This window comes from Emticicia sp. 17c, from assembly GCF_037153985.1.
In the GTDB taxonomy this organism is placed as follows: domain Bacteria; phylum Bacteroidota; class Bacteroidia; order Cytophagales; family Spirosomataceae; genus Emticicia.
Map to the genome: position 1 here is coordinate 133,044 of NZ_JBBAYI010000006.1, position 22,915 is coordinate 155,958.

Sequence of the window (22,915 nt, forward strand, 5' to 3'; positions counted from 1 at the left end):
GACACACTATGAAAGTTCTATTAACAGAAGACGACCCCAATTTAGGCATGTTGCTGCAGGAGTATCTGAACGCTAAAGGATATGAAACAGATTTAGCCAGAAACGGAGAAGAAGGAATAAAATTCTTTATTGAAAACGGCAACTATGATATGTGCATCTGTGATGTGATGATGCCTAAAAAAGATGGGTTTTCGCTGGCTAAAGAAATACGGATGAAAGATAAAGAAGTGCCTATTATTTTTCTGACAGCCAAATCAATGAAAGAAGACACCATACAAGGCTTTAAAGTAGGTGCCGATGACTACATTACCAAGCCTTTCAGTATGGAAGAACTATTGATGCGTATGAAGGCCATTTTCCGCCGTATGCACAAACAAGAGGCCGAAACCCAAGCCAATACCTTCCAGCTAGGTGGTTATACCTTCGATGCCCAAACCAATACGCTTACTCATAACGGAAACCAGAGTAAACTAACAACGAAGGAGTCGGAACTACTGAAACTTTTGTGTCAGAATAAAAACCAGTCGGTAAGCCGTAGCTTTGCCCTGAAACTCATCTGGGGTGACGACAGCTACTTCAACGCCCGCAGCATGGATGTTTACATTACAAAACTACGCAAACATCTGAAAGACGATACTTCTATCCAAATCATGAATATGCACGGCGAGGGCTTCAAACTAATAGTATAGGCTTCTTTTCTGTAAGTTATCATAAATAAAAAGGCCAGTTTCTGAAAAAACTGGCCTTTGCTATGTTTTGGGACTTTGCAAGAAATTATAACTGCTTACGCAAGCGCGCTACCGGAATATTGAGTTGCTCACGATACTTGGCAACGGTTCTTCGGGCAATGTTATAGCCACGTTTGTTCAGCATCTTTTCTAATTTATCGTCAGAAAGTGGCGAGTTCTTAGGTTCGTTTTCAATCAGTTCTTTCAATATATTTTTTACCTCACGGCTTGAGGCATCCTCGCCTGAATCGGTTGCAATACCTTCCGAGAAGAAGTATTTAAGCGGATAAATACCAAAATCGGTCTGAACAGCCTTACTATTAGCCACCCGTGATACCGTCGAAATATCCATTTCAATACGGTTGGCAATATCTTTCAGAATCATCGGTTTCAGCTTACTTTCATCTCCATCCAGAAAAAATTCTTTCTGGTATTCAACAATTGCTTTCATGGTTTTCAAAAGCGTTTGCTGGCGTTGTTTGATGGCATCAATAAACCATTTGGCGGCATCCAGTTTTTGCTTAACAAAGGTAACTGTTTCTTTAATGCTCTTGTGCTGTGCCGAGCCATTCTTGTCGGTTTTATCGTATGTATCGAGCATTTCTGCAAACGAACGGCTCACCCTTAATTCGGGTGCATTTTTAGAGTTCAGAATTACATCGAGCTTACCATTGTTGTTGGTAACAATAAAATCGGCCATCAGATACGCCGCCGTGCTGTCGCCATTACCCGTATTACCGGGTTTTGGGTTCAGGCGTGTAATAATTCTGATAGCTTCTTTCATTACGCTATCATCAATATCGAGTCTTCGCTGAATTTTCTCGTAGTGTTTTTTAGTAAACTCATCAAAGTAGTCATTAATAATTTTTATGGCTACTTCAACTTCTATGTCGTTCTGGTCTTTTCTCTCTAATTGTAGCAACAAACATTCTCTTAAATCTCTTGCGCCAATACCTGCCGGCTCGAACGACTGTATTTTTCTAAGAAGCGTTGTTAATTCTTCTTCGGTTGTATAAATGTTTTGAGTAAAGGCTAAATCGTTACAGATAGAGCGCATAGGCCTACGGATGTAGCCATCTTCTTCGATGCTTCCGATGAGTTGCATTCCTATGGCTTCCTGTCTTGAATCCAGGCGTAAATAGCCAAGTTGTTGCACCAGCGACTCTGCCAGCGTACTTGTAGCCACTACGGGCATCACGTCGCGGTCTTCATCGCCCCAGCCATCGCCATACATTTTGTATCCTGCGTAGTCGTCTTGGTCAAGATATTGTTTTACGTCAAGCCCCTCATAACGTTCATATTCACCATATTCATCATAATCATCCCCATAGTCGTCCTCGTCGTAGTCATCCTTTACACGCTCGTCCATATCCATTCCTTCTTCCAGAGCCGGATTTATCTCGAGTTCTTCCTCTATTCTTTGTTCAAGCTCAGCGGTGGGTATTTGTAACAATTTAATAAACTGTATCTGCTGAGGCGACAGTCTTTGCTGAAGTGATTGGTTAAGACTTAATTTTTGCATCTGAGACGTAGAGTTTTTTCATTTATATAAGGGCCTTTTACAAACCCTCTCCACATTTTTCATGCCAAAATCAGGCATGTGAATAAATAAAGGAATATATTTTTTCATTAAAGACCAAATTTTTATCAAAAAAATTTATAAAATTTAAACTATTTTTACATAAACACCTGATTACAAGCACATTAAATAGTGTTGATTATTTTCCCCAGAAAAAACATTTTTTTCAAAAAAACTTAGCCTATTAAAAAACAAAACCTCGCCAGAGGTGTTATCTCGGCGAGGTTTTGCTACTTGTACTATATACCTTTTTAGGCTACTGTACCACCATCTTTCATGGTGTAGAACTTACTCTTTTTACGGAGATATTTATCTCTTACCCTCTCATTAATATAGTACATACACGGCACGATAACCAACGTAAGTACCGTTGAGAAAGTTAAACCAAAGATAATTGTCCAAGCCAGAATACCCCAGAAAACGGCACTGTCGCCACCAACAAATATATGAGGATTAAACTCTGTAAACAGCGTTACGAAGTCCATACTCAAACCAAGTGCCAGTGGTACAAGACCTAGTACTGCCGCCGAAGCCGTTAACAATACGGGCGTTAAACGTACCCCTCCGGCCTCAACAATGGCTTGTTTTAACGGATACCCTCTGTCGCGCAGCTCATCGGTAAATTCAATCAGAAGGATACCGTTTTTTACCACAATACCTGCCAGTGCAATAATACCCACACCCGACATAATAACCGAGAAGGTCATACCAAATACCATGAAGCCCAGAAATACCCCAATGAACGAAAGCAGAATGGTAACGAAAATAATTACCGGTTTTACTACTGAGTTGAACTGTGTGGCCAGAATCAGGTAAATCAATAAGATTGCAGCTAATAACGCTCCAGCAAGAAATATCATCGACTCCTTCTGTTCTTCTTGTTCACCACCCATTTTCACACTATAACCACTTGGCACTTCCATTCTATCAATTACTTTTTTCTGAATTTCGGCCACTATTTCATTGGCATTGTAGTCATCATTCAGTACCTCTGATCCCAACGTAATAATTCTGGATTGGTCTTTACGGTTAATCTGGCTGAACGATGTTGAGTAGCTGATGCTCGCAATTGAGTTTAAAGGCACCTGACGTAACACCCCGCCCATGTTCATGTCACGGTACGTAATGTTCAGGCTCAATAGTTTTTCAATCTGATTACGGTCATCGGCTTTTAAACGTAACTGAATCGGGTATTCGTCTTTATCATCTCTGAACTTCGATATTTCAGCCCCAAACAAAGCCGTACGAATAGCCATAGCCACCTGTGAGGTACTGATACCTTCGCGTTGGGCTTTTACTTTATCAACATCAATAATAATTTCAGGTTTGTTTGTAATCAGGTCAGACTTTAACTCTTCAATACCTTTGATATTTTCTTTCTCAATGTTCTTACGAACTTCTTTTTCAAGTTTAATCAAGGTAGCGAAGTCATCGCCCGCAATTTCAATCGAAATAGGTTTACCTGTTGGTGGACCGTTGTTCTCACGTTGAACCGAGATTTCAGTACCCGGAATACCTTTTATTTCGTTGCGCATTTCTTCCAGCAATTTGCTCGACGAAACGTCGCCACGTTCTTCTTTTTTCACAAAAGCCACTGTTACCTTCGATTTCTGTGGTGTAGCCGAGCGGTCAGGGGTAAAAGGGTCACCGGCATTTTTACCTACGTTAGAAATAACCGAGTTAACGGCTTTTTCGGCGTTGTTTTTCTTAATTACGGCAAATACCTTTTTCTCTATCACTTTAGTAACCGAGTCGGTTACGCGTGCATCAGTTCCGACAGGCATAACGTTGTATACATAAATATAGTCAGGCTCGCCACTTGGGAAGAAAATCACCTTTGGTTTCACAATACCTAGCATCACAAAAGTAAAAATCAACAAGACAAACATAGCCAATACTGCAAATACCGGACGATACCCCGTGATAATCCAGGAAATAAGGTTGCGGTATGCTTGTTTGAAACTTGGCAGGGCTTTATCCTGAAACGGAATAATTACTTTAGGTGTCAGCACGAAATGGTTAAATACATATAATAATGCTATCAGAACCATGAAGTTTCCGATACCTACATTAATAATATACCCAATTACGGCAAGGATAGCTATAATAATTAACGGGCGTTCGATTGATTTAAAGCTGGTATCTTCGTGTTGTTCGTCCTCGTGGCGTCTCATGAACGAAATCGCAAACACAGGGTTAATTACATACGCTACAATTAACGAGGCAAATAGCGTATAAATAAGCGTAATAGGCAGGAACTTCATAAACTCACCCACAATACCTGGCCAGAATAAAAGCGGGAAGAATGGCGCAATAGTAGTAAGAGTTCCTGATAACACAGGCAAGAATACCTCTGACGCGGCCAGACTTACGGCTTCTTTGATACTCAGGTTTTTGAATCGGTTAAACAAGCGGTGGGCATTTTCGATAACCACAATGGCGTCGTCAACCACAATACCCAAGCCCAGCAAGAACGCAAACAGTACAATTGTATTAAGTGTAAACCCAGAGAACCATAGCGGGATAAAGGCTATAAGGGCCGAAAGCGGTACTGATAACCCTACAAAGATGGCATCGCGCACACCCATGAAGAACATCAATACAATTACTACGAAAATAAAACCTAAAACTACCGTATTAATAAGGTCAGCAATTTCACTTTTTACACGCTCCGAGGTATCAGCCGTAATTCTGGCTTCTAATCCTTTCGGAAAACGTGTTTCACGGTACTTATCAAGCAGTTTTTCAATGCGTTCTGATACATCAATAACACTTGCTCCGGCTCTTTTAATTACGTTAAGGGTTACTACACGTTTGCCATCAAGGCGGGCAAAATCCTGTTGTTCTTCGTTGCTGTCAATTACTTCGGCAACATCGCCAAGCCTTACGGTAGCACCTGTTGAACTACGAATTTGCACATCCTGCATCTGGTATACGTCTTTAAACTCACCTTTTACACGAAGCGTCCGGCGAACGTTGTCAACATTTAGCTCACCACCCGAAATATTAATGTTTTCGCCCTGAATAGCCGTTTGTATGTCATAGAAAGTCAAGCCAGCCGCTTGCATTTTGTATAAATCCAGATTAATCTGAATTTCTCTTTTAAGTGTACCTACAATATCAACCTTCGTAATTTCAGGGAACGATTCAATGTCATCCTGCAAGTCTTCTGCAAAATCTTTCAGTTTAGCAAGTGGGAAATTACCCGCCAAGTTAATATTCATGATAGGAAACTCCGAAAAGTTAACATCCTGCGCAGTAGGGCCACTGTCGAGTTTCTGAGGTAAATCTCTTTTGGCTTTATCAATGGCATCGCGTACTCTTTGCAAAGCTGCTTCTACTTTTACATCAGGGTTAAATTCTATCAGAATAACCGACACATCCTGCAAGGCATTCGACTTAATACGTTTTACACCTGTAATGGTCTTTAACTGTTTTTCAATAGGTTTATTGATAACGTTTTCGACATCGGCAGGGGTAGTACCAAAGTAAATGGTCTGTACGTAAATCTGAGGTACTTTAATATCAGGAAACTGTTCTTTGGGCAGGTTAAAATAAATGCCTAAGCCCGACAGGAATATCATGATAGTAAAAATATAGACCGTGGTCTGGTTATTGCCTAACCAACGGACCATATTGTAAATCATCCCACTACCGTGAGGAAGATCTTGTTTTTCTAGTGTATCTTTTTCCATAATCCAAAACCTCTGAAAAGGATTTTATGATTGTTTAAATGTTTTGAGATATAGCAAGTGAAAAAGTATAAAAGAGTGGATTCAATGTTATACTTTTTCGTTTCTGATTAGAAATTTATCGCCTGACCATCCACGAGGTCCTGATACCCTTGCGTAATTAGCATATCGCCCGCTTGTAAACCCGACACAATTTCAATATCGCCGCCGTAGGTAAGTCCGGTAGTAATTTTACGGCTACGTGCTACTTTTTTGTTGCCTTCTGTTACCGCTACATATACTATATTTCCTTGCTCGTCTTGCTGGATTATGTTTCTGTTAATGATTATGGCGTTGTTTTTAGCTTGGTCGTTTACGTTCATTACGGCCGTCATGTTAGGTTTTAACAGAGGGTCTATTTTCGGAATAGATGCCTCAATTACAAACGTACGTGAAGCCGGATTAACCGTTTGGCTTACGAAGGTTAGTTTTGCGGTGGTTTCTTTTCCTAAATCAGGAAACTTCACCGTTACCATATCTCCTTGTTTAATAGTACCTGCATAGGTATCGGCAGCTTGTGCAACTACTTTCAGGTTGTCAGAGTTTACAATTCTGACAATACCGAGGCCCGGTGCAGCTAGCTCACCCGCTCTCTGACGAACTTCATCAACAAAACCATTCAACGGAGCCGTAACTTTGGTTAAAGCTGTTTGAGTCTTTAAAGTTTCCAAGCGTTTTTGTAATGCTTCTACATTGCTTTTTGCCTGAATGTATTGCACTTCTGTACCTATTTTCTGGTCCCAGAGGTTTTTTTGTTTATCGAAGAATACCTTCGCTGTTTCGAGTTGAACCTCAATTTCCTGAATCGATTGTTTCAGTACTGAGTTATCAATCGTAGCTATCAGTTGGCCTTGTTTTACAAAGTCACCTTCTTTTACATAAAGGTTAGTGATGGCCCCACCCACCTGCGGCGAAACAAAAATGTTATTTTTGGCATCGAGCCTTCCCTGAAACTCAACAAAATGTTTGAAGTTCTGCGCTGTAACGGGTGTAGCTGTAACGTTAATAACTTTTTCTTCTTCTTTAGCTGGGTCAAGGATATTTATTTCTGCTTGTAGCTTCTGTATTTTCTCTGAAAGTGTTTTTTCCTCTGCCTGCAATTTTGCTAGTTCTTCTTTTTTCTGCGCAACCTTGTCTCCACCTTTTGAGCATGAGGCAACTAATACTATAAATGCTAAGGCAAAAGCTATATTGGCAAATTTCGTTTTAGCCTCGTGATAAATAAGTGATATGTTTTTCATACGAAATGTGTTTTATTAATGCTTTTAATCGTGAACTGTTGTAAACTTTATGTAATTACTCCGACAATAATTTTCCCATCGCTTTATCGAGGTCTACTTTTGCGATAAGTACATCATACAAAGCGGCAAAGTAATTGGTTTGTGCTTCTTTAAGTGCCGACTCCGCGTTGACAACCTCTATGTTACTACCAGTTCCTGACTGATACTTGATTTTAGTAACTCTGATAACCTCCTGTGCTAAATCCAGATTTCGTTTTTGTACGGTCAGGCTCTCCAAACCATTTTTCAGGCTGATATTAGCCGACTCCGCCTGCATATCGAACGATTCACGCAGTAGTAATGCACTCTGGTCAATTTTTGTAATGGCAATGCGTTGCTGCTGTAACTGGATTTTCCTGAGGCCACTATCGTAGATAGGAATCTGCACACCAAGTGTTAATGCCGACGACCCAAACCAACGCTCAAAAGGGTTAAATCTGGTATTACTATGCCCCGCACCCAGCGACCCACTGAACGAAACCTTCGGAATTGCACCCTTTACGGTTCTTTCCATGTCTAGCTCTGATAGTTTGCGTTGAACCATCAGTGTTGAGTATTCAATGCGGTTACCGTAATCAACAGCCTGATACTGAAGCATCGTTAAAGGTGTGATGTCCATCTCCGATAATTTATCTTTCAGTATAATTGGCTCCTCCAACTTCATGCCCATCTGAAATTTCAGAAGTGTTTTGCTTAACAAAACCAGATTTTTCACTTTCTGCATTTCTGTAACAAGGTTGTTACGTTGAACTTCAAGGCGGTCGAGGTCTATTTTCTCAATAAACCCTTGCTGATTCATCACTTTCATTTCTTTAATCAATGAATCAATACGTGCAATGTTAAGGTCAAGAATTTTACTTCTTTCTTCGGCCACCAATACCGAGTAATAGGCTTTGGCTACGTTTTCGGCAACGGTAATTTTGCTATTGGTTACGCCTTTCTGAGCTAACTCCCGATATACAGGCGCAGCTTTTAAGCCCACCAGCCACGTGGCATCAAATATCAACTGGTTCAAGCCAACGCCTGCCTGCCCTGCCCAGGGTACTCCAAATTTAAATTTGGTTACTGCACCATCGGGCGCATTTGGGTCAAAGTTTTTGGCGTCAATTAATTGTGTGGGAATAATGGCATTATACGTATATTGAAATTGTCCATTAATCTGCGGCATACCCGAGGCTTTAATCTGTTTAATTGTTAGCTCGGCTCCCACAATATCCAGCTCAGCGTTTTTTACGGTAAGGTGGTTTTTTATACCGTACTGAACAGCTTCTTTCAGGCTAAAAGCCTGCTGTGCATTGGCATAAAATCCACAAATCAGGAAAAAAATTAGGTACTTTATTTTCATATAGTTGATTGATTTGATTAAAATTAAACGTGGTCAAAATCGGAGTTATCTTTACATTTTTCATAAAAGTCCAGCCCCTTCGGGGTCAGGATTCCTCTTAAAAAGTGGTCAATAAAAACAGTATGTACATCTACGTGATTAAACTTTTCGGTCGGAAACACCTCTCTGTTAAAGGCAAACTCTACTTCTTCCATACGTAATCGAGCCAGCACTTCAATGTTAATATCTGCCCGATAAAACCCCTGTTGAACGCCCTCTTTGAGGTTTTTCTTTACAATTTCCAGAAAATTCACTTTGTTATATTCCTGAAATAACTGCCAGGTTTTGGGGTGATATTTCTTTAAATCATAAAATACCGCCGGATTAATGGTTGCAGCCTGTTTGCGCAACAGTTCGGTCTCCCTAAAAACTTGCTCAATCGGATTAGCCGCTTCTTTGTATATCCGTTCTGATTCTTCTATGTCACACATCATATTCTGGCGGGCAATCTCATGAACGATAGAATCTTTGTCTTCAAAGTTTTGGTAAATTGTCTTTTTTGATATACCAAGCTCGGATGCTATTTCATCCATTGTTACACTCCTGATACCGAATTTTCTGAAGAGTGCCTCTGAAGTCTTTAATATTCTTTCTCTGATTTCCATTTACATTTTCTAAGTCTATGCTATCATTATAGTAAGGTTTTTCAGAATTAGAAACTGTGGAAACTTTTAAAAGGTTCAAAGTTTTTATAATTTTTTTTAGATTGCCAATTAGCGAAACAAAATTGCGTAGACAGCCAATAAAAGCATACAGAATTATGACGAACTGCAAAAATTTCGGGATGAGCTATAAATCTATGCCCGTGAACTTATTTTCAGAATAAAAATAAACTTTTTATAATAGTTATTTATCAATAAAAAATTGAACTATTTTTATGTTGTTTTTCCAGACAAAATCTAATACATAAAAATTAAAGAAAATTTAGGCGCAAATCGTAATTTTGTAGGATACTCTGATATTCTGTCATCTATCGTATTATTTACGTACAACAAGCCCTGAACAAGGCACCAATGTTTAATGAGTTTTTATAAGAAATTTGTATTCCCGTATTTAAGCCGGCACGATGCCGAGAAAATTCATTATGTAGTAATGGATGTGCTGAAGTTTGTGTGTAAGATTCCATTCGCTCCTGCTATTCTACGATTAATCTACGAAAAAAAAGATAGCCGCCTTGAGCGTAAGGTGTTTGGCCTGCGTTTCAAGAATCCGGTAGGGCTGGCCGCTGGCTTTGATAAAAACGGTGTCTGGACCGACGAGTTGTCGAATCTTGGTTTTGGCTTTATCGAAATCGGAACAGTAACGCCGAGAGCGCAATTAGGCAACGACAAACCCCGCCTTTTCAGACTAAAACAAGACGAAGCCCTTATAAACCGTATGGGCTTTAATAACGAAGGCTCAAAGGCTGCTGCTACTCAATTACGTAAACGAAAAACAAAAATCATTGTTGGTGGTAATATAGGTAAAAACAAAACCACCGAAAACGACGATGCCGTTTATGACTACCTGAAAGCCTTTAACGATTTATACCCCTATGTTGATTACTTTGTTGTGAACGTAAGTTCGCCCAACACTCCGGGTTTACGTGCCTTGCAGGAAAAAGAGCCATTAAAACACTTATTGAAAACCCTTGAACGCGATAATGGCCGGAAATCGAAGCCAAAACCTATTTTGCTAAAGATTGCGCCTGATTTAACCGACGAGCAATTGGATGATATTATCGAGATTGTAAAGGAAACACGTATTTCAGGTGTTATTGCTTCTAATACAACTATCAGCCGCGAAGGGCTGCAAACCCCAGCCGATGAAGTAAATGCCATAGGAGCCGGTGGCTTGAGTGGCAAACCACTCAACCAACGTTCGACAGAGGTAATCAGGTACTTGGCCGAAAAATCAAAAAAATCGTTTCCTATTATTGGGGTTGGGGGTATTTACTCGGCCGAAGATGCCATCGAAAAACTGAAAGCGGGGGCATCGCTTATACAAATATATTCGGGCTTTATTTATGAAGGCCCCGGAATTGTAAAAGACATCTGCAAAGGTATTCTTAAAGAAAAGTTCTGACATAACGAATTGATAATCAAGATTTAATAAAAAAATCATTCAGAATTCTGAATGATTTTTTTATTTTTGGAAACTATTTTCGATTGTTTTTGTTTTTACATGTATATACATACAATGTAAAAACACGATTATCTATCATTCATAATAAAAACATTTATCACAATGGCAAAATGGACTATTGACCCTTCGCATTCAGAAGTACAATTTAAGGTAAAACACCTGATGATTTCGACCGTAACCGGAACTTTCGGTACTTACGAAGGTACTATTGAAACTACTAACGACAACGACTTTGAAGGAGCTAAAGCTAGCTTTACAGCTGACATCGACAGTATCTCGACAGGTCAGGAACAAAGAGACGGACATTTAAAATCTGCTGACTTCTTTGATGCAGCAGGGTATCCTAAACTTTCTTTTGTATCTACTTCATTTACAAAAACAGGTGACGATACTTATACAGTAAAGGGTGATCTGACGATAAAAGGCGTAACAAAACCTGTTACATTAAGTGCTGAGTTTGGTGGATTAATGGTTGATTTTTATGGACAAACAAAAGCAGGTTTTGATTTACAAGGTAAAATTAATCGTCAGGATTTTGGCTTAGCTTGGAGCGCGGTAACAGAGGCTGGTGGAATAGTGGTGAGCGATGAAGTGAAGTTGGTGTTGAATATCCAAGTAGTGAAAAACTAAACGTAATATTTTAGGCCAGAATCAAAAAAGAAACCCCTACCTTACGGCAGGGGTTTTCTTTTTCAAAAATTATGATTTAGTTTAGGTTTATTGCTTGTTTTTTGAAATGACAAGTCAAATATATGGAAATTTTATGAAATACAATACATTTATTAAAATTTTTTATTTTTCTTTTCGTTATTATTTGTTTAGTTTTATAACTAGAAAATTAGTTATTATTCTTTTTTAAATACAATTTTTTGTTTATATATTACAACAACTTACTATCTATCAGGTATTTAAGTTTTTTTAATTAACACGCAGCTATTTTTTAGCTAGCTTTGTTACTTAATTTTCACTTACTGCTTTACATGAAAAAGGCTATTTATTTTTTACACATTTTTTGTTTTTATTCTGTTTTTTCATTTTCACAAACGCTACCAGTTAGTATTCAGTTAACCGAAAGTAACCAGAGCCCTGTTATAGGAGCTACCATCAGGCTGGTGAATCGTGCCGATACTACCAAAGTTCTCAATAGCACTACCGACACACTAGGCATTGCCAGATTTAATCTGGCCCAGAACGCCCAATATGCCATGACCGCCACTTCGATAGGCTATAAAAGTTTAGTAAAAGGCATTGTTGCCAATACCAAACAACAGCTTTTTAAATTTGTAATGGAGCCCGACAATCAGGTACTTGGCGATGTGGTGGTAACAGCCCGCAAACCGCTTATGCAACAGGAAGACGACAAAACCATTGTTGACCCTGAGCCAATTGCCAACACCAGCACAAGTGCCTATGAAATTATGGAGAAAATACCCGGTTTGTTTGTCGACCAAGACGGTAACGTGTATCTGAGTAGCTCAAGCCCTGCAACCATCTATATTAACGGCCGTGAACAGAAAATGAGTACTGCCGATATTGCCTCAATTCTGAAAAGCCTACCTCCAAGTAGTATTTTAAAAGTGGAAATTCTGCGTACACCCTCGGCCAAGTACGATGCCAGCGGAAGCGGCGGCATTGTAAACGTTGTATTGAAAAAAGGCGTAAAAATTGGTTTTACGGGTAATCTTACTGCCGGCATGAATCAAGGGCGATATGGCAACCAGTTTATAGGCGCAAGCCTTAACAACAACAATGGTAAGCTCAGTTCTTTTCTGAACATTAATTATTCACGACGCAATAGCTTTGAAGAAATTCAAACAACCAGACGCTTCTCGGCCGATAAAGAACTTTCACAAAATGCCTTTACTACTTACCCGGGTAGTGTGGCCTATGTTGGGTTTGGATTGGGTTATGAAGCCAATACCAAATGGGAAATTAACTATGACGGCCGCCTGAGTTATAACCAGAATAGTTCGTCGGCTACTAACGAAAGTATCATCAGACAAATAACCTCACGCGAAATACTCACAAACAACCTGAACACCTCCAATAATAAAGGGAATAATTTCTCTTTAAATCAGGGGGTTTCAACCAAATATAAAATCGATACGTTAGGGTCTGAATGGACAAACGATTTGTCGTACAATTATTTCTCGAATAATACTGACCAGAACTTTAATACGGCTTATTTATTGCCTACGGCCTCGAATGTGGGTGGCATTGGCGACCTCACCAATAGCCGCAATTTTGTTGCTTTCCAGACAGACCTAAAATACAAATTGCCGCATAAGCTCACTTTAGAATCTGGCCTGAAAGCTACTTATCAGCTATTTAGTAGCAACACTGCTTATTTTACCAAAATAGGCGACAAACAGGAGGTTGATGTATCAAGAACCAACCAGTTCGACTACAACGAGCGTATTTATGCCGCTTATGTACAGCTTTCAAAAAATATTGGCGAGTTTATATTAAAGGTTGGTACCCGCCTCGAAAACACCAATATGTATGGGCATCAGCGGATTCCGTCCGATACTACTTTTAAAATTAATCGGACCGACCTCTTCCCTTATGTCTACCTGAGCCGGAAAGTAGCCAAAATAGCAGGGTATGAACTTCGTGCTTATCTGGTACACCGCAGGTCTATTACACGCCCCGTTTATGAATACCTGAACCCCTCGCCCCGATTCATCGACCAATATCTTTATGAAGCCGGAAATCCGTCACTTCGCCCTCAGTTCACCCAAAACTTTGAAGTAAACATCAGCGTTGAAGACCGTCCGATTTTCGCCATTGGCCGAAATTACACGCAAGACATCTTCACGAATGTTATTTATCAGAATCCTGCCAACCCCTCGGTTGCGTATCGTACTTATGACAACCTCGGTAAAAATCAGGAAACCTATTTCAGACTTTTAGGTGCAGTGCCTCCTATTAACCGTTACTTCTTTGTAGCAGGCGCACAATATAATTATAATGATTACAACGGTTTATACGAAAACGCTCCGCTTTCTTTCCAAAGAGGTAGCTGGTCGTTTTTCACTTTTCACCAGTTTAAACTCAATAAACTGACGAATCTCTCCTTAAACGGTTTTTTCCGACTGAAAGGCCAGTTACAATTCTATGAGCTTAGTAATTTTGGCAACCTCAATTTTAATGTTAACCGCCAGTTCTTTAATAAAAAACTGGTAGCAACCCTTAGCATTAACGATATTTTCTATACCAATAAAAACAACTTTACGATTAATCAAGGCAGCATTTCGGCATTTGGCTCTCGCCGTGGCGATACCCGAAGAATTGGTTTCAATCTACGTTATAACTTCGGTTTCCGTAAAAAAGAAGAACGGAATAACCCTTTCAACTTTGATAATCTGGAAAAGAGCAATAATTAAAACACTTTTATACCATAAACTCCTACCCCATACCCAAAGCCTTTCAGGTACTCTGAAAGGCTTATTTTTTATAAAACCTCGAAAAAGCCCGCATATCTGACCCGACATTGCCAAGAAATCACTATTTTTCGGGTCAATTTCAACCTCTAACAATTATTAGCCTCATGACATTTAAAAATCCATTCACCAGCAAGCTCCTTCTCTTGGTGGTCTCAGTCATTTTGGTTGTTTCCTGTATGCGTACGCCTTCTACAAGCAATAAACCTCTTGTAGTAACCGAAGACCCCGCTCAGGCCATTACCAAAGCGAAGGAAATCAGAGAGAAAACAGCGGCAAAAGTAGCCGACGGCCTCCAGCTTAGCCTGTGGGCATCTGATTCTCTTGCGCCTGACCCCGTAGCCATGTCGGTTGACGATTGGGGACGTGTATACCTGACACGCACCAACCGCCAGAAAAACTCAGAATTTGATATTCGCGGGCATCGCGACTGGATGACCCCCTCTATTGGCTTACAAACCGTAGAAGACAGAAGAGCTTTTCTGAAAAGCACCTTTGCCCCAGAAAAAAGTAAAGAAAACGAATGGTTAAAAGACCTGAACGAAGATGGCTCACACGACTGGAGAGATTTAGCCATTGAAAAAGATGAAGTATGGCGGCTGGAAGATAAAAACGGCGATGGCATTGCCGATATATCAACCAGAATCGTAAACGATTTCTCAGATGAAATTACCGATGTGGCTGGTGGCATTCTGGTTCGTGAAGATGATATGTTTATAGGCATTGCCCCCGATGTATGGCGTTTGAAAGATACCAACGGCGACGGTATCCCTGACAAGAAAACCTCTATCAGCCACGGATACGGTGTGCATATTGGTTTTAGCGGCCACGGGATGTCGGGCTTGATAGAAGGCCCCGACGGCAGAATTTACTGGAATATCGGTGATATTGGTGCCAATATAACAACAAAAGACGGTCGTAAGTTTGAACACCCCAACTCGGGTATTATTGCCCGCTCAAACCCCGATGGCAGCGATTTTGAAATCTTTGCTTCGGGGTTACGTAATACGCACGAATTTGTTTTTGATGAGTATGGTAACCTTATTTCGTCAGATAATGACGGCGACCACCCAGGCGAAAGCGAAAGGCTGGTGCATGTGGTAGAAGGTTCTGATGCCGGCTGGCGTTCAAACTGGCAGTACGGAAAATATACCGACCCCAAAAACAATAAATATAAAGTATGGATGGACGAAGGTTTGTATAAACCACGCTGGAACGGCCAAGCGGCTTACATCATCCCTCCTATCCGTAATTATCATAATGGCCCTACGGGTATGGTTTATAACCCCGGCACAGCTTTGGGTTCAGACTGGAAAAACAAATTTTTTCTCGTAGAGTTTGTTGGTGCGCCTAACCGTTCGCATATCTGGTCGTTTGGGCTTAAACCTAAAGGTGCATCGTTTGAATTTGATAGCGAAAAAGATGTAGTAAGCGGCATTTTACCAACGGGTATCCGTTTTGGCCCCGACGGAGCTTTATATGTAGCCGACTGGATTAATGGCTGGGGAACCAAAAACTATGGGCGTGTCTGGAAACTGGATGTAACCGAAGCCAAAAACGACCAAAAAGCCCTGAGAGCCGAAACCAAACGCCTGATGCAATTAAAATATGCGGCTCAAACAGACGAGATGCTTTATTCGTTGTTAATGAACGTCGATATGCGTATCAGACAAAAAGCACAGTTTGAACTGGCTAAACGTGATAAAAACGGGTTTGTGGTATTTAATAAAGCCATTGCACAACACGAAAACCAACTGGCGCGTATTCATGGTATCTGGGGTATCGGGCAATTAACCCGTATGAATGCCAGTTATGCCTCGCCGCTAGAAGAATTATTGACCGACAAAGACCCCGAAATAGTAGCGCAAGCCGCTAAAATCATTGGCGATGCCCGCGTGGTTGCTTTAAGTAAAGCATTGATTCCTTTGCTTAAAAGCTCAAACGACAGAGTAAAATTCTTCGCAGCAGAAGCATTGGGCCGAACAGCCAATCAGGATGCCGTGGAGCCACTCATTGCTATGCTGAAAGCCAATAACGATGAAGATGTGTATCTCAGACACGCAGGCGTACTGGCTTTGTCAAGAATAGGAAAATCCGAGCCTTTAATTGCACTAGCCAATAGCTCGAGCAAAGCCCTGAGAACAGCGGCTGTTCTGGTGCTCAGACGCCTGAAAGACCCCAACATTGCAGTGTTTCTGAACGATGCCGATGAGTACATTGTAGCAGAAGCCGCCAGAGCCATTAACGATGACCTGTCAATTGAAGGAGCCTTGCCTGCATTGGCAGCCACCTTGCAAGATAAAAGATTCAAGTCAGAAGTAATTCTGAGAAGAGCCATCAATGCGGCTCTACGTGTCGGTGGCGAAAAAGAACTAACTATGCTCATTGCTTTTGCCAAACGCACCGACATTAAAGATGAACTAAAGGCCGAAGCTCTGGCTACGATAGGCTCATGGGCGAACCCGTCGGTACTCGACAGAGTTGACGGCCGTTATCGTGGTAAACTTGAGAGAGACCCCGCTTTGGCAAAAACTAAAGTACAACCACACATAGCCGAGTTTTTAAGAGAGAAAAATGCCGAAACGCTCATTGCTACGGCAGGTTTACTGGCCGAGCTAAACATCACAGAGGCAAACAAACAATTGGTTGATATTTATGATGCCAGCACCGATGCCAAAGTAAAAACAGCCATTTTAACCTCTCTGAACAAACTCAATTACCCTGAAATGGATGCCTTGATGAAAAAAGGCATGGACGATAAAGATGAAAACGTAAGAACAGCCGCATTGGGCTTACTGAACAACTCAAACGTAAGCAAAGAATCGTTGCCGTTTATCGTGAAATCAATTTTTACCAAAGGGGGTATTAAAGAGCAGCAACAAATGTTGGTAGTTATGACCAAAATGGAGGCCGATAAAACACAGGTAATTCTGGATGATTTAGTAACGCAGTTAATCGACAAGAAGTTATCGCCGAATATAGCCCTTGAACTGAAAGAAGCCGTTGACGCCACAGGTTCAGAAAGCCTGAAAAGTAAACTTGCTACGGCCAGCGCACATAATTCGCCTTTAGATGAGTACAAAGAAGCCCTTTATGGCGGAAATCGCTTTGCGGGCCGTCAGTACTTTAACACCAATTCTACGGGCCAGTGTGTTCGTTGCCACTCTTTGGGTGGTGTGGGAGGCTCGGTGGGGCCATCGCTTACATATATCGGTGATGTACTGAGCCGTGAGCAAATTCTGCAAGCACTTATCGAGCCAAGTGCCCGAATATCTCCTGGTTTCGGAGCCGTTTCTCTCAAACTGAAAGACGGCCAAGAAGTAACAGGCACGCTCGCCAAAGAAACAGAAACAGAATTAACCATTAATACTTCTGATGCCGAGCCGCTCGTAATTCCGGTTTCAAGAATTGCCAAACGCGAAAATATGCCTTCGGCTATGCCACCTATGGGTTCTTTGATGTCGAAAAGAGAAATCAGAGACGTAGTAGAATTTCTGGCTAACCTGAAAAAGTAAGCGTAAGGAAATTTAACAACACTGTTTACTGAAAGAGGCACTTATATAATGATAAGTGCCTCTTTCAGTAAATAAGTTTCAATACCTGCAATAAACACAGTTCTATTAAATACCTCCTTAGCCATATTAAAATTTAGTAGTATATACTTAAAGTTTTCGTTATGTTCTGTAACTTTTTCTTTAAAAAATACATAATTTGCATAAAATTTCAAATTAGGCTTCATCACAATTACATAATAACATTTTTTCTTTTTAAAATTCAAAAAACTTACTCATGAGTCAATCTTTGATTAAGCCGGGCGTAGTTACAGGTGAGGCACTTGCTGCTTTGTTACGTCATGCCAACGAAAATGATTATGCCCTTCCTGCTGTAAACGTAGTAGGAACAAACTCAGTTAATGGTGTTATGGAAGCTGCTAAAGCAGTTAACTCACCTGTTATTATTCAGTTCTCGAACGGTGGTGCTTCTTTCTATGCAGGCAAGTCATTACCAAACAAAAATCAGGAAGCATCTATTGCAGGAGCCATCTCTGGAGCTATTCACGTACATCAGATTGCTGCAATGTATGGCATTCCGGTAGTTTTACATACAGACCACTGCGCTAAAAAATTATTACCATGGATTGATGGTTTATTAGATGCAGGTGAAAAATATTTTGAACAACACGGTAAACCATTGTTCAGCTCTCACATGCTTGACCTTTCAGAAGAGCCAATCGAAGAAAATATTGAAATCTGTGCAAAATATTTTGAGAGAATGGCCAAAATGGGCATGACCCTTGAAATTGAATTAGGTGTAACAGGTGGTGAAGAAGATGGTGTGGACAACTCGGATGTTGACAGTTCTAAACTTTATACGCAGCCTTCAGAAGTAGCGTATGCTTACGAAGAACTTTCTAAAATCTCTCCGAACTTTACTATTGCTGCTGCTTTTGGTAACGTACACGGTGTTTACAAACCAGGTAATGTAAAATTACAACCTATTATTCTGAAAAACTCTCAGGATTATATCCAGAATAAATTCGGTACTGGTGAGCTACCTGTAAACTTTGTATTCCATGGTGGTTCTGGTTCATCTCGCGAAGAAATCAGAGAAGCCATTAAATACGGAGCCGTAAAAATGAACATTGATACCGACGTACAATGGGCTACATGGGAAGGTATCCTGAAATACTACAAAGATAAAGAAGCATATCTGCAAGGCCAGTTAGGCAACCCAGAAGGTGCCGACTCACCAAATAAAAAATTCTATGACCCACGCGTTTGGTTACGTAAAGGAGAAGAAAGCATGATAAGCCGCCTTAAAGTTGCTTTTGAAGACCTTAACTGCCTGAACCGTTGTGAAGGTCTGTATTAATCTATTACCATTCTGTTAGTTTGAAGTCGTCAGTTTGTTAAAAACACAATGCTCGTTTTTATAACAAACTGATGACCCACAACTAATAAGCCTACGAGTGCCATTTCTGAATACTTTCGCTCAAAACCTCGTATATCTCAAACATATCTTTATGGTCTTTCAGGTATACCAGATGTTTATTAATAGTTGATTTATCTTTCCTTACCGCAGGGCCTGTCTGCACATCGGCCGGATGCTCCGCCGCTAAAGCCTTCTGAAACGTTTCTCTAATTAAAGGCTTCAATAAATTAAACTCCAAATCTTCCGAATCTGTAATTTCCTTTGAAAGAGCCAACAAATGGTTTGTAAAGTTACAGGCAAATACTGCCGCTATATGCAGCACCCTTCTTTCCTGCGAACTAACCAGATACACCGTGCGGCTTACGCTCTGGGCCAGTTTAACCAGCTTCTGTTCGGCTTCTTCATCGTCCGACTCAATACAGAACGGCACATCCTTTAACTGTATTTTCTTTTGCCGGCTAAATGTCATAAGCGGATAAAAAACACCGCAACTGATGGGTAAATCATGATAAGTCGATATAAGTGCTTGCAAATCATCCAGACTTTTTGTGCCTGACGTATGCACCAGAATGGCGTTTTCAGGCAAAACCAGCATTGAACAAACCTCAGCAATGGCATCGTCGGCCACAGCCATAATAAATATTTCGGCCTCACTTTCCGAAAAATCAAGGTCGGTTTTTGCTTCAGCCTGATAAAGCATTGAAGTAAGTGCCTGAGCTTTGGAAAGTTGTCGGCTAAAAACTTCGCAAACCTGATGGTGGTGGTCTTCCAGACCAATGCTCAAATGCCAGGCTACATTTCCTGCACCAATCATCGAAATCTTCATAATGTTACTGTGTATTTGTTCGTTAAAACAGTGTTTACAAAAATCAGGAAAAAATGGCTTAATATTTGTAATTGTTATAAAAGAACACCCTTTATGGTCAATTGACGTGTTTTTTGACCCAATTATAAATAAAAACTCATAAAAAAAATGAAATTAAGATTAATGGGCTTCGTAGGGCTAGCCCTGATAGTGCTGGCCTCCTACAAAAATGAGAAAAAAAATTATACGAACGATATCAGATTTTATGATGGTAGTTATGACGAATTATTGAGAGACTCCAAAAAGCAAAAAAAACCTATTTTGCTCGATTTCTGGGGAACGTGGTGTATCCCTTGCCGAAAGCTCGAAAACGAAACCTTTGCCGACCCTGATTTTTCTGATTATATTAATAAAAATTTTTTGGTCTATAAAGTTAATATTGATACCTTTGAAGGAATGGAAATAGCTGATAGATACGCAATTGACACTTATCCGACGTTGATTCAGCTAGATTCAAAAAACAAATTTGTCAATCGGTATCGGGGCTTTTTTCCCTCCTATTACCTGAAAAAAGAACTGGAAAAAAATAAAGACCTCAAAGGCAAAGATTTTTTAACGTCAACCGCTGTAAACAATTAGAATCAAGTTACCTAGTAAAATCAATCGCTATTCATTAGTGACAGCCATGAGCCTCAGTCTCATGGCTTTTTTTATTAAATATATGTATAGATGCCCGCCTCTGGCGTTCATTTTTCGATTATCTTTGCAGCATGAAATTACAAAATGATTTGCTTCTGCGTGCTGCTAAAGGAGAGCAAGTAGAGCGCGTGCCTGTCTGGATGATGCGTCAGGCAGGTAGGATACTGCCCGAATACCGTGCTGTAAGAGAAAAAGCCGGTAGTTTCATTAAATTAGCTACAACCCCCGAACTAGCGGCCGAAGTAACTATCCAGCCTGTTGATATTCTGCAAACAGATGCCGCCATCATTTTTTCTGATATTCTGGTTGTACCCGAAGCAATGGGGTTACCTTACGAAATGATAGAAGCCAGAGGCCCTGTGTTTCCGAAAATAGTGCAATCAAAAAAAGACGTAGATGCACTAAAGGTAAGCGACCCCGAAACTGACCTCGCCTATGTTTTAAATGCCATTGATATAGTAAAGAAAGAACTTAACGGACGAGTACCTCTTATTGGTTTTGCGGGTGCGCCTTTTACTATTTTCTGTTACATGGTAGAAGGCAAAGGGTCGAAGACCTTCTCGATAGCCAAAAAGATGTTGTATTCTCAGCCTCAATTAGCGCATCTGCTGCTTCAAAAGATAACCGATAGTACTATCAGTTACCTGAAAGCTCAAGTGCGCCACGGAGCCGACTTAGTACAGCTTTTCGATTCTTGGGCGGGTATCCTGTCGCCGGAGCAATACCGTAAGTTTTCGTTACCTTATATTGCACAAATCTGTAATGCCATTGAAGAAGTACCCGTAACAGTTTTTGCCAAAGGAGCTTTCTTTGCCCGCAAGGAAATGTCGAAACTTAATTGTGAGGTAGTAGGTCTTGACTGGAACATGGACATCCGGGAGTCCAGAAAAATATTACCTAATAAAACCTTACAGGGTAATCTTGACCCCTGCGTGTTGTATGCGTCTTTCAAGGAAATAGAAAAGCAAACCAAAAAAATGCTGAAAGCCTTTGGCACGCAACGTTATATTGCCAACCTCGGGCATGGCGTATACCCCGATACTGACCCCGAAAAGGTCAAATGTTTTTTTGAAGCCGTAAAGACTTATTCAGCATAAAGAAAAAACCCTTTCAGAAAATCTGAAAGGGTTTTTTCTTTATTTTAGTATTGGCTCTAATGCTTCTCTGTTTTCAGCCAGCCAGTCTGTTATATCTCTTACAATCTGTTCGATACCAATTTCGGGTTTCCAGCCTGTCAGGGCGGTTACCTTCGAGTTGTCGGTCACATATAGTCTGATGTCTGCCGGACGATTCTCCGTCACTCGGCTAATCGGAATAGTTTTGCCTGTTACCTTTTGGCAGATACCCGTCAGTTCCTGCAACGACGCACTTACTTCTACCCCACCCCCAACATTCAGTATTTCGCCATTAACTTTATCAATATTATGTAGCTGCCAATCAATTAAACGGTATAAGTCGGCCACGTGGAGCATATCGCGGGTTTGTTTACCACTACCGCCGTATCCGATATAAGCCAGTTGTTGTTCAAAGAAATGCTTGGCTATCCAGAGAACCATCACGCCTTGGTCTACTTTTCCCATCTGCCACGGCCCTGTTAACACACCACAGCGGTTAATGACTGTTTTCAGGTTATAAAACTCTTTATATTCCTGTATAATAAGTTCAGAAGCTAATTTGGTAGTACCATATAAAGACCTCGCCCCATCAAGCGGGAAATCTTCGGCAATTCCTTTTGCAGAAACCCCTCTGATAGTTTGCTTATCGGTTAATTCAAAACGGGTTTCGGTTTCAGCGAAATCGAGCGTTTCAAGGGTCTTGATAGGATAAATACGGCTCGTTGAAAGAAAAATGAAACTAGCCTTGCATTTAACGGCGTAGTTCAGACAGTTTACGGTTCCGAACAAGTTAGTGTTTATCAGGTAATCGGGCGAGCCATTCAAACCCGCTAACACCGATGGCTCGGCCGATGCTTCAATAACTGCATCAACTACTGGCAAAGAATCAAAATCTTCTTTATTTCGGATATCACCATGAATAAAACTAATGCCTAGTTTCACCAAACGAGCCACGTTTAGTTCTGACCCCTTTCTTCTAAGATTATCTAAACAAAAGATTTCGTAGGAAGGATAATTTTGTTTTAACGCAATAGCTAAGGCTGAGCCTACGAAGCCGGCCCCTCCTGTGATTAAAATACGCATATATCAGGTTTT

The 22,915-nt window shown here is 40.6% G+C and carries 15 protein-coding genes; 8 read left to right on the forward strand and 7 right to left on the reverse strand.

From position 1 onward, the window contains the following. Positions 1–8: 8 nt before the first annotated feature. Positions 9–689: a response regulator transcription factor gene (locus WAA15_RS13395; RefSeq protein WP_337043285.1), complete on the forward strand. Its 681-nt coding sequence runs from the start codon at positions 9–11 to the stop codon at positions 687–689. A gap of 85 nt (positions 690–774) precedes the next feature. On the opposite strand, the gene rpoN is transcribed toward WAA15_RS13395, so the two are convergent. From rpoN to WAA15_RS13420, 5 genes are all read right to left on the reverse strand, one after another. Continuing rightward, entirely contained in the window at positions 775–2,250 is a 1,476-nt protein-coding gene (gene rpoN, locus WAA15_RS13400) for an RNA polymerase factor sigma-54 (RefSeq protein ID WP_337043286.1), read from the reverse strand. A 308-nt stretch (positions 2,251–2,558) separates the two neighbouring features. Next, positions 2,559–5,954, reverse strand: a complete 3,396-nt coding sequence (locus WAA15_RS13405; RefSeq protein WP_337043424.1) for an efflux RND transporter permease subunit — start codon at positions 5,952–5,954, stop codon at positions 2,559–2,561. 155 nt (positions 5,955–6,109) lie between these two features. After that, positions 6,110–7,279, reverse strand: a complete 1,170-nt coding sequence (locus WAA15_RS13410) for an efflux RND transporter periplasmic adaptor subunit (protein WP_337043287.1) — start codon at positions 7,277–7,279, stop codon at positions 6,110–6,112. Between the two features lie 55 nt (positions 7,280–7,334). Further along, positions 7,335–8,663, reverse strand: coding sequence for a TolC family protein (locus WAA15_RS13415; protein ID WP_337043288.1), 1,329 nt, complete (start codon positions 8,661–8,663; stop codon positions 7,335–7,337). Between the two features lie 23 nt (positions 8,664–8,686). Further along, the gene (locus tag WAA15_RS13420) at positions 8,687–9,307 is read right to left on the reverse strand and encodes a TetR/AcrR family transcriptional regulator (protein ID WP_337043289.1); all 621 of its coding nucleotides are present in this window, start codon (positions 9,305–9,307) and stop codon (positions 8,687–8,689) included. Between the two features lie 415 nt (positions 9,308–9,722). Between WAA15_RS13420 and WAA15_RS13425 the strand changes: the two genes are divergently transcribed. The 5 genes from WAA15_RS13425 to fbaA all read left to right on the forward strand — a co-directional run bounded on the left by WAA15_RS13425 (position 9,723) and on the right by fbaA (position 19,141). Continuing rightward, positions 9,723–10,766: a quinone-dependent dihydroorotate dehydrogenase gene (locus WAA15_RS13425; protein WP_337043290.1), complete on the forward strand. Its 1,044-nt coding sequence runs from the start codon at positions 9,723–9,725 to the stop codon at positions 10,764–10,766. A 162-nt stretch (positions 10,767–10,928) separates the two neighbouring features. Beyond that, positions 10,929–11,456: a YceI family protein gene (locus WAA15_RS13430; RefSeq protein WP_337043291.1), complete on the forward strand. Its 528-nt coding sequence runs from the start codon at positions 10,929–10,931 to the stop codon at positions 11,454–11,456. Between the two features lie 350 nt (positions 11,457–11,806). Continuing rightward, positions 11,807–14,212: a TonB-dependent receptor domain-containing protein gene (locus tag WAA15_RS13435; protein ID WP_337043292.1), complete on the forward strand. Its 2,406-nt coding sequence runs from the start codon at positions 11,807–11,809 to the stop codon at positions 14,210–14,212. Between the two features lie 164 nt (positions 14,213–14,376). Then, entirely contained in the window at positions 14,377–17,784 is a 3,408-nt protein-coding gene (locus WAA15_RS13440) for a DUF7133 domain-containing protein (protein WP_337043293.1), read from the forward strand. Positions 17,785–18,058: 274 nt separating this feature from the next. Then, complete coding sequence (gene fbaA / locus WAA15_RS13445) at positions 18,059–19,141, forward strand: class II fructose-bisphosphate aldolase (RefSeq protein ID WP_337043294.1); 1,083 nt, start codon at positions 18,059–18,061, stop codon at positions 19,139–19,141. 91 nt (positions 19,142–19,232) lie between these two features. Here the strand turns inward: fbaA and WAA15_RS13450 are convergent, their stop codons facing one another. Continuing rightward, a complete protein-coding gene (locus WAA15_RS13450; protein ID WP_442892803.1) occupies positions 19,233–20,153 on the reverse strand; it encodes a Rossmann-like and DUF2520 domain-containing protein in 921 nt (306 codons plus the stop codon). A 21-nt stretch (positions 20,154–20,174) separates the two neighbouring features. Here WAA15_RS13450 and WAA15_RS13455 point away from each other — a divergent pair, with 21 nt between their 5' ends. Together WAA15_RS13455 and hemE are read left to right on the forward strand one after the other, a co-directional pair. Further along, complete coding sequence (locus WAA15_RS13455) at positions 20,175–20,645, forward strand: thioredoxin family protein (RefSeq protein WP_337043296.1); 471 nt, start codon at positions 20,175–20,177, stop codon at positions 20,643–20,645. Positions 20,646–20,776: 131 nt separating this feature from the next. Further along, positions 20,777–21,802, forward strand: coding sequence for a uroporphyrinogen decarboxylase (gene hemE, locus WAA15_RS13460; protein WP_337043297.1), 1,026 nt, complete (start codon positions 20,777–20,779; stop codon positions 21,800–21,802). Positions 21,803–21,841: 39 nt separating this feature from the next. On the opposite strand, the gene WAA15_RS13465 is transcribed toward hemE, so the two are convergent. Beyond that, positions 21,842–22,903, reverse strand: a complete 1,062-nt coding sequence (locus tag WAA15_RS13465; RefSeq protein WP_337043298.1) for an NAD-dependent epimerase/dehydratase family protein — start codon at positions 22,901–22,903, stop codon at positions 21,842–21,844. Positions 22,904–22,915: the final 12 nt, after the last annotated feature.

Coding starts and splice junctions, on each gene's coding strand:
- WAA15_RS13435 (WP_337043292.1), top strand. CDS start 11,807: ATGAAAAAGGCTATTTATTTTTTACACATTTTTTGTTTTTATTCTGTT.
- WAA15_RS13455 (WP_337043296.1), top strand. CDS start 20,175: ATGAAATTAAGATTAATGGGCTTCGTAGGGCTAGCCCTGATAGTGCTG.
- WAA15_RS13465 (WP_337043298.1), bottom strand. CDS start 22,903: ATGCGTATTTTAATCACAGGAGGGGCCGGCTTCGTAGGCTCAGCCTTA.
- WAA15_RS13440 (WP_337043293.1), top strand. CDS start 14,377: ATGACATTTAAAAATCCATTCACCAGCAAGCTCCTTCTCTTGGTGGTC.
- WAA15_RS13425 (WP_337043290.1), top strand. CDS start 9,723: ATGAGTTTTTATAAGAAATTTGTATTCCCGTATTTAAGCCGGCACGAT.
- hemE (WP_337043297.1), top strand. CDS start 20,777: ATGAAATTACAAAATGATTTGCTTCTGCGTGCTGCTAAAGGAGAGCAA.
- rpoN (WP_337043286.1), bottom strand. CDS start 2,250: ATGCAAAAATTAAGTCTTAACCAATCACTTCAGCAAAGACTGTCGCCT.
- WAA15_RS13410 (WP_337043287.1), bottom strand. CDS start 7,279: ATGAAAAACATATCACTTATTTATCACGAGGCTAAAACGAAATTTGCC.
- WAA15_RS13420 (WP_337043289.1), bottom strand. CDS start 9,307: ATGGAAATCAGAGAAAGAATATTAAAGACTTCAGAGGCACTCTTCAGA.
- fbaA (WP_337043294.1), top strand. CDS start 18,059: ATGAGTCAATCTTTGATTAAGCCGGGCGTAGTTACAGGTGAGGCACTT.
- WAA15_RS13415 (WP_337043288.1), bottom strand. CDS start 8,663: ATGAAAATAAAGTACCTAATTTTTTTCCTGATTTGTGGATTTTATGCC.
- WAA15_RS13430 (WP_337043291.1), top strand. CDS start 10,929: ATGGCAAAATGGACTATTGACCCTTCGCATTCAGAAGTACAATTTAAG.
- WAA15_RS13405 (WP_337043424.1), bottom strand. CDS start 5,954: ATGATTTACAATATGGTCCGTTGGTTAGGCAATAACCAGACCACGGTC.
- WAA15_RS13395 (WP_337043285.1), top strand. CDS start 9: ATGAAAGTTCTATTAACAGAAGACGACCCCAATTTAGGCATGTTGCTG.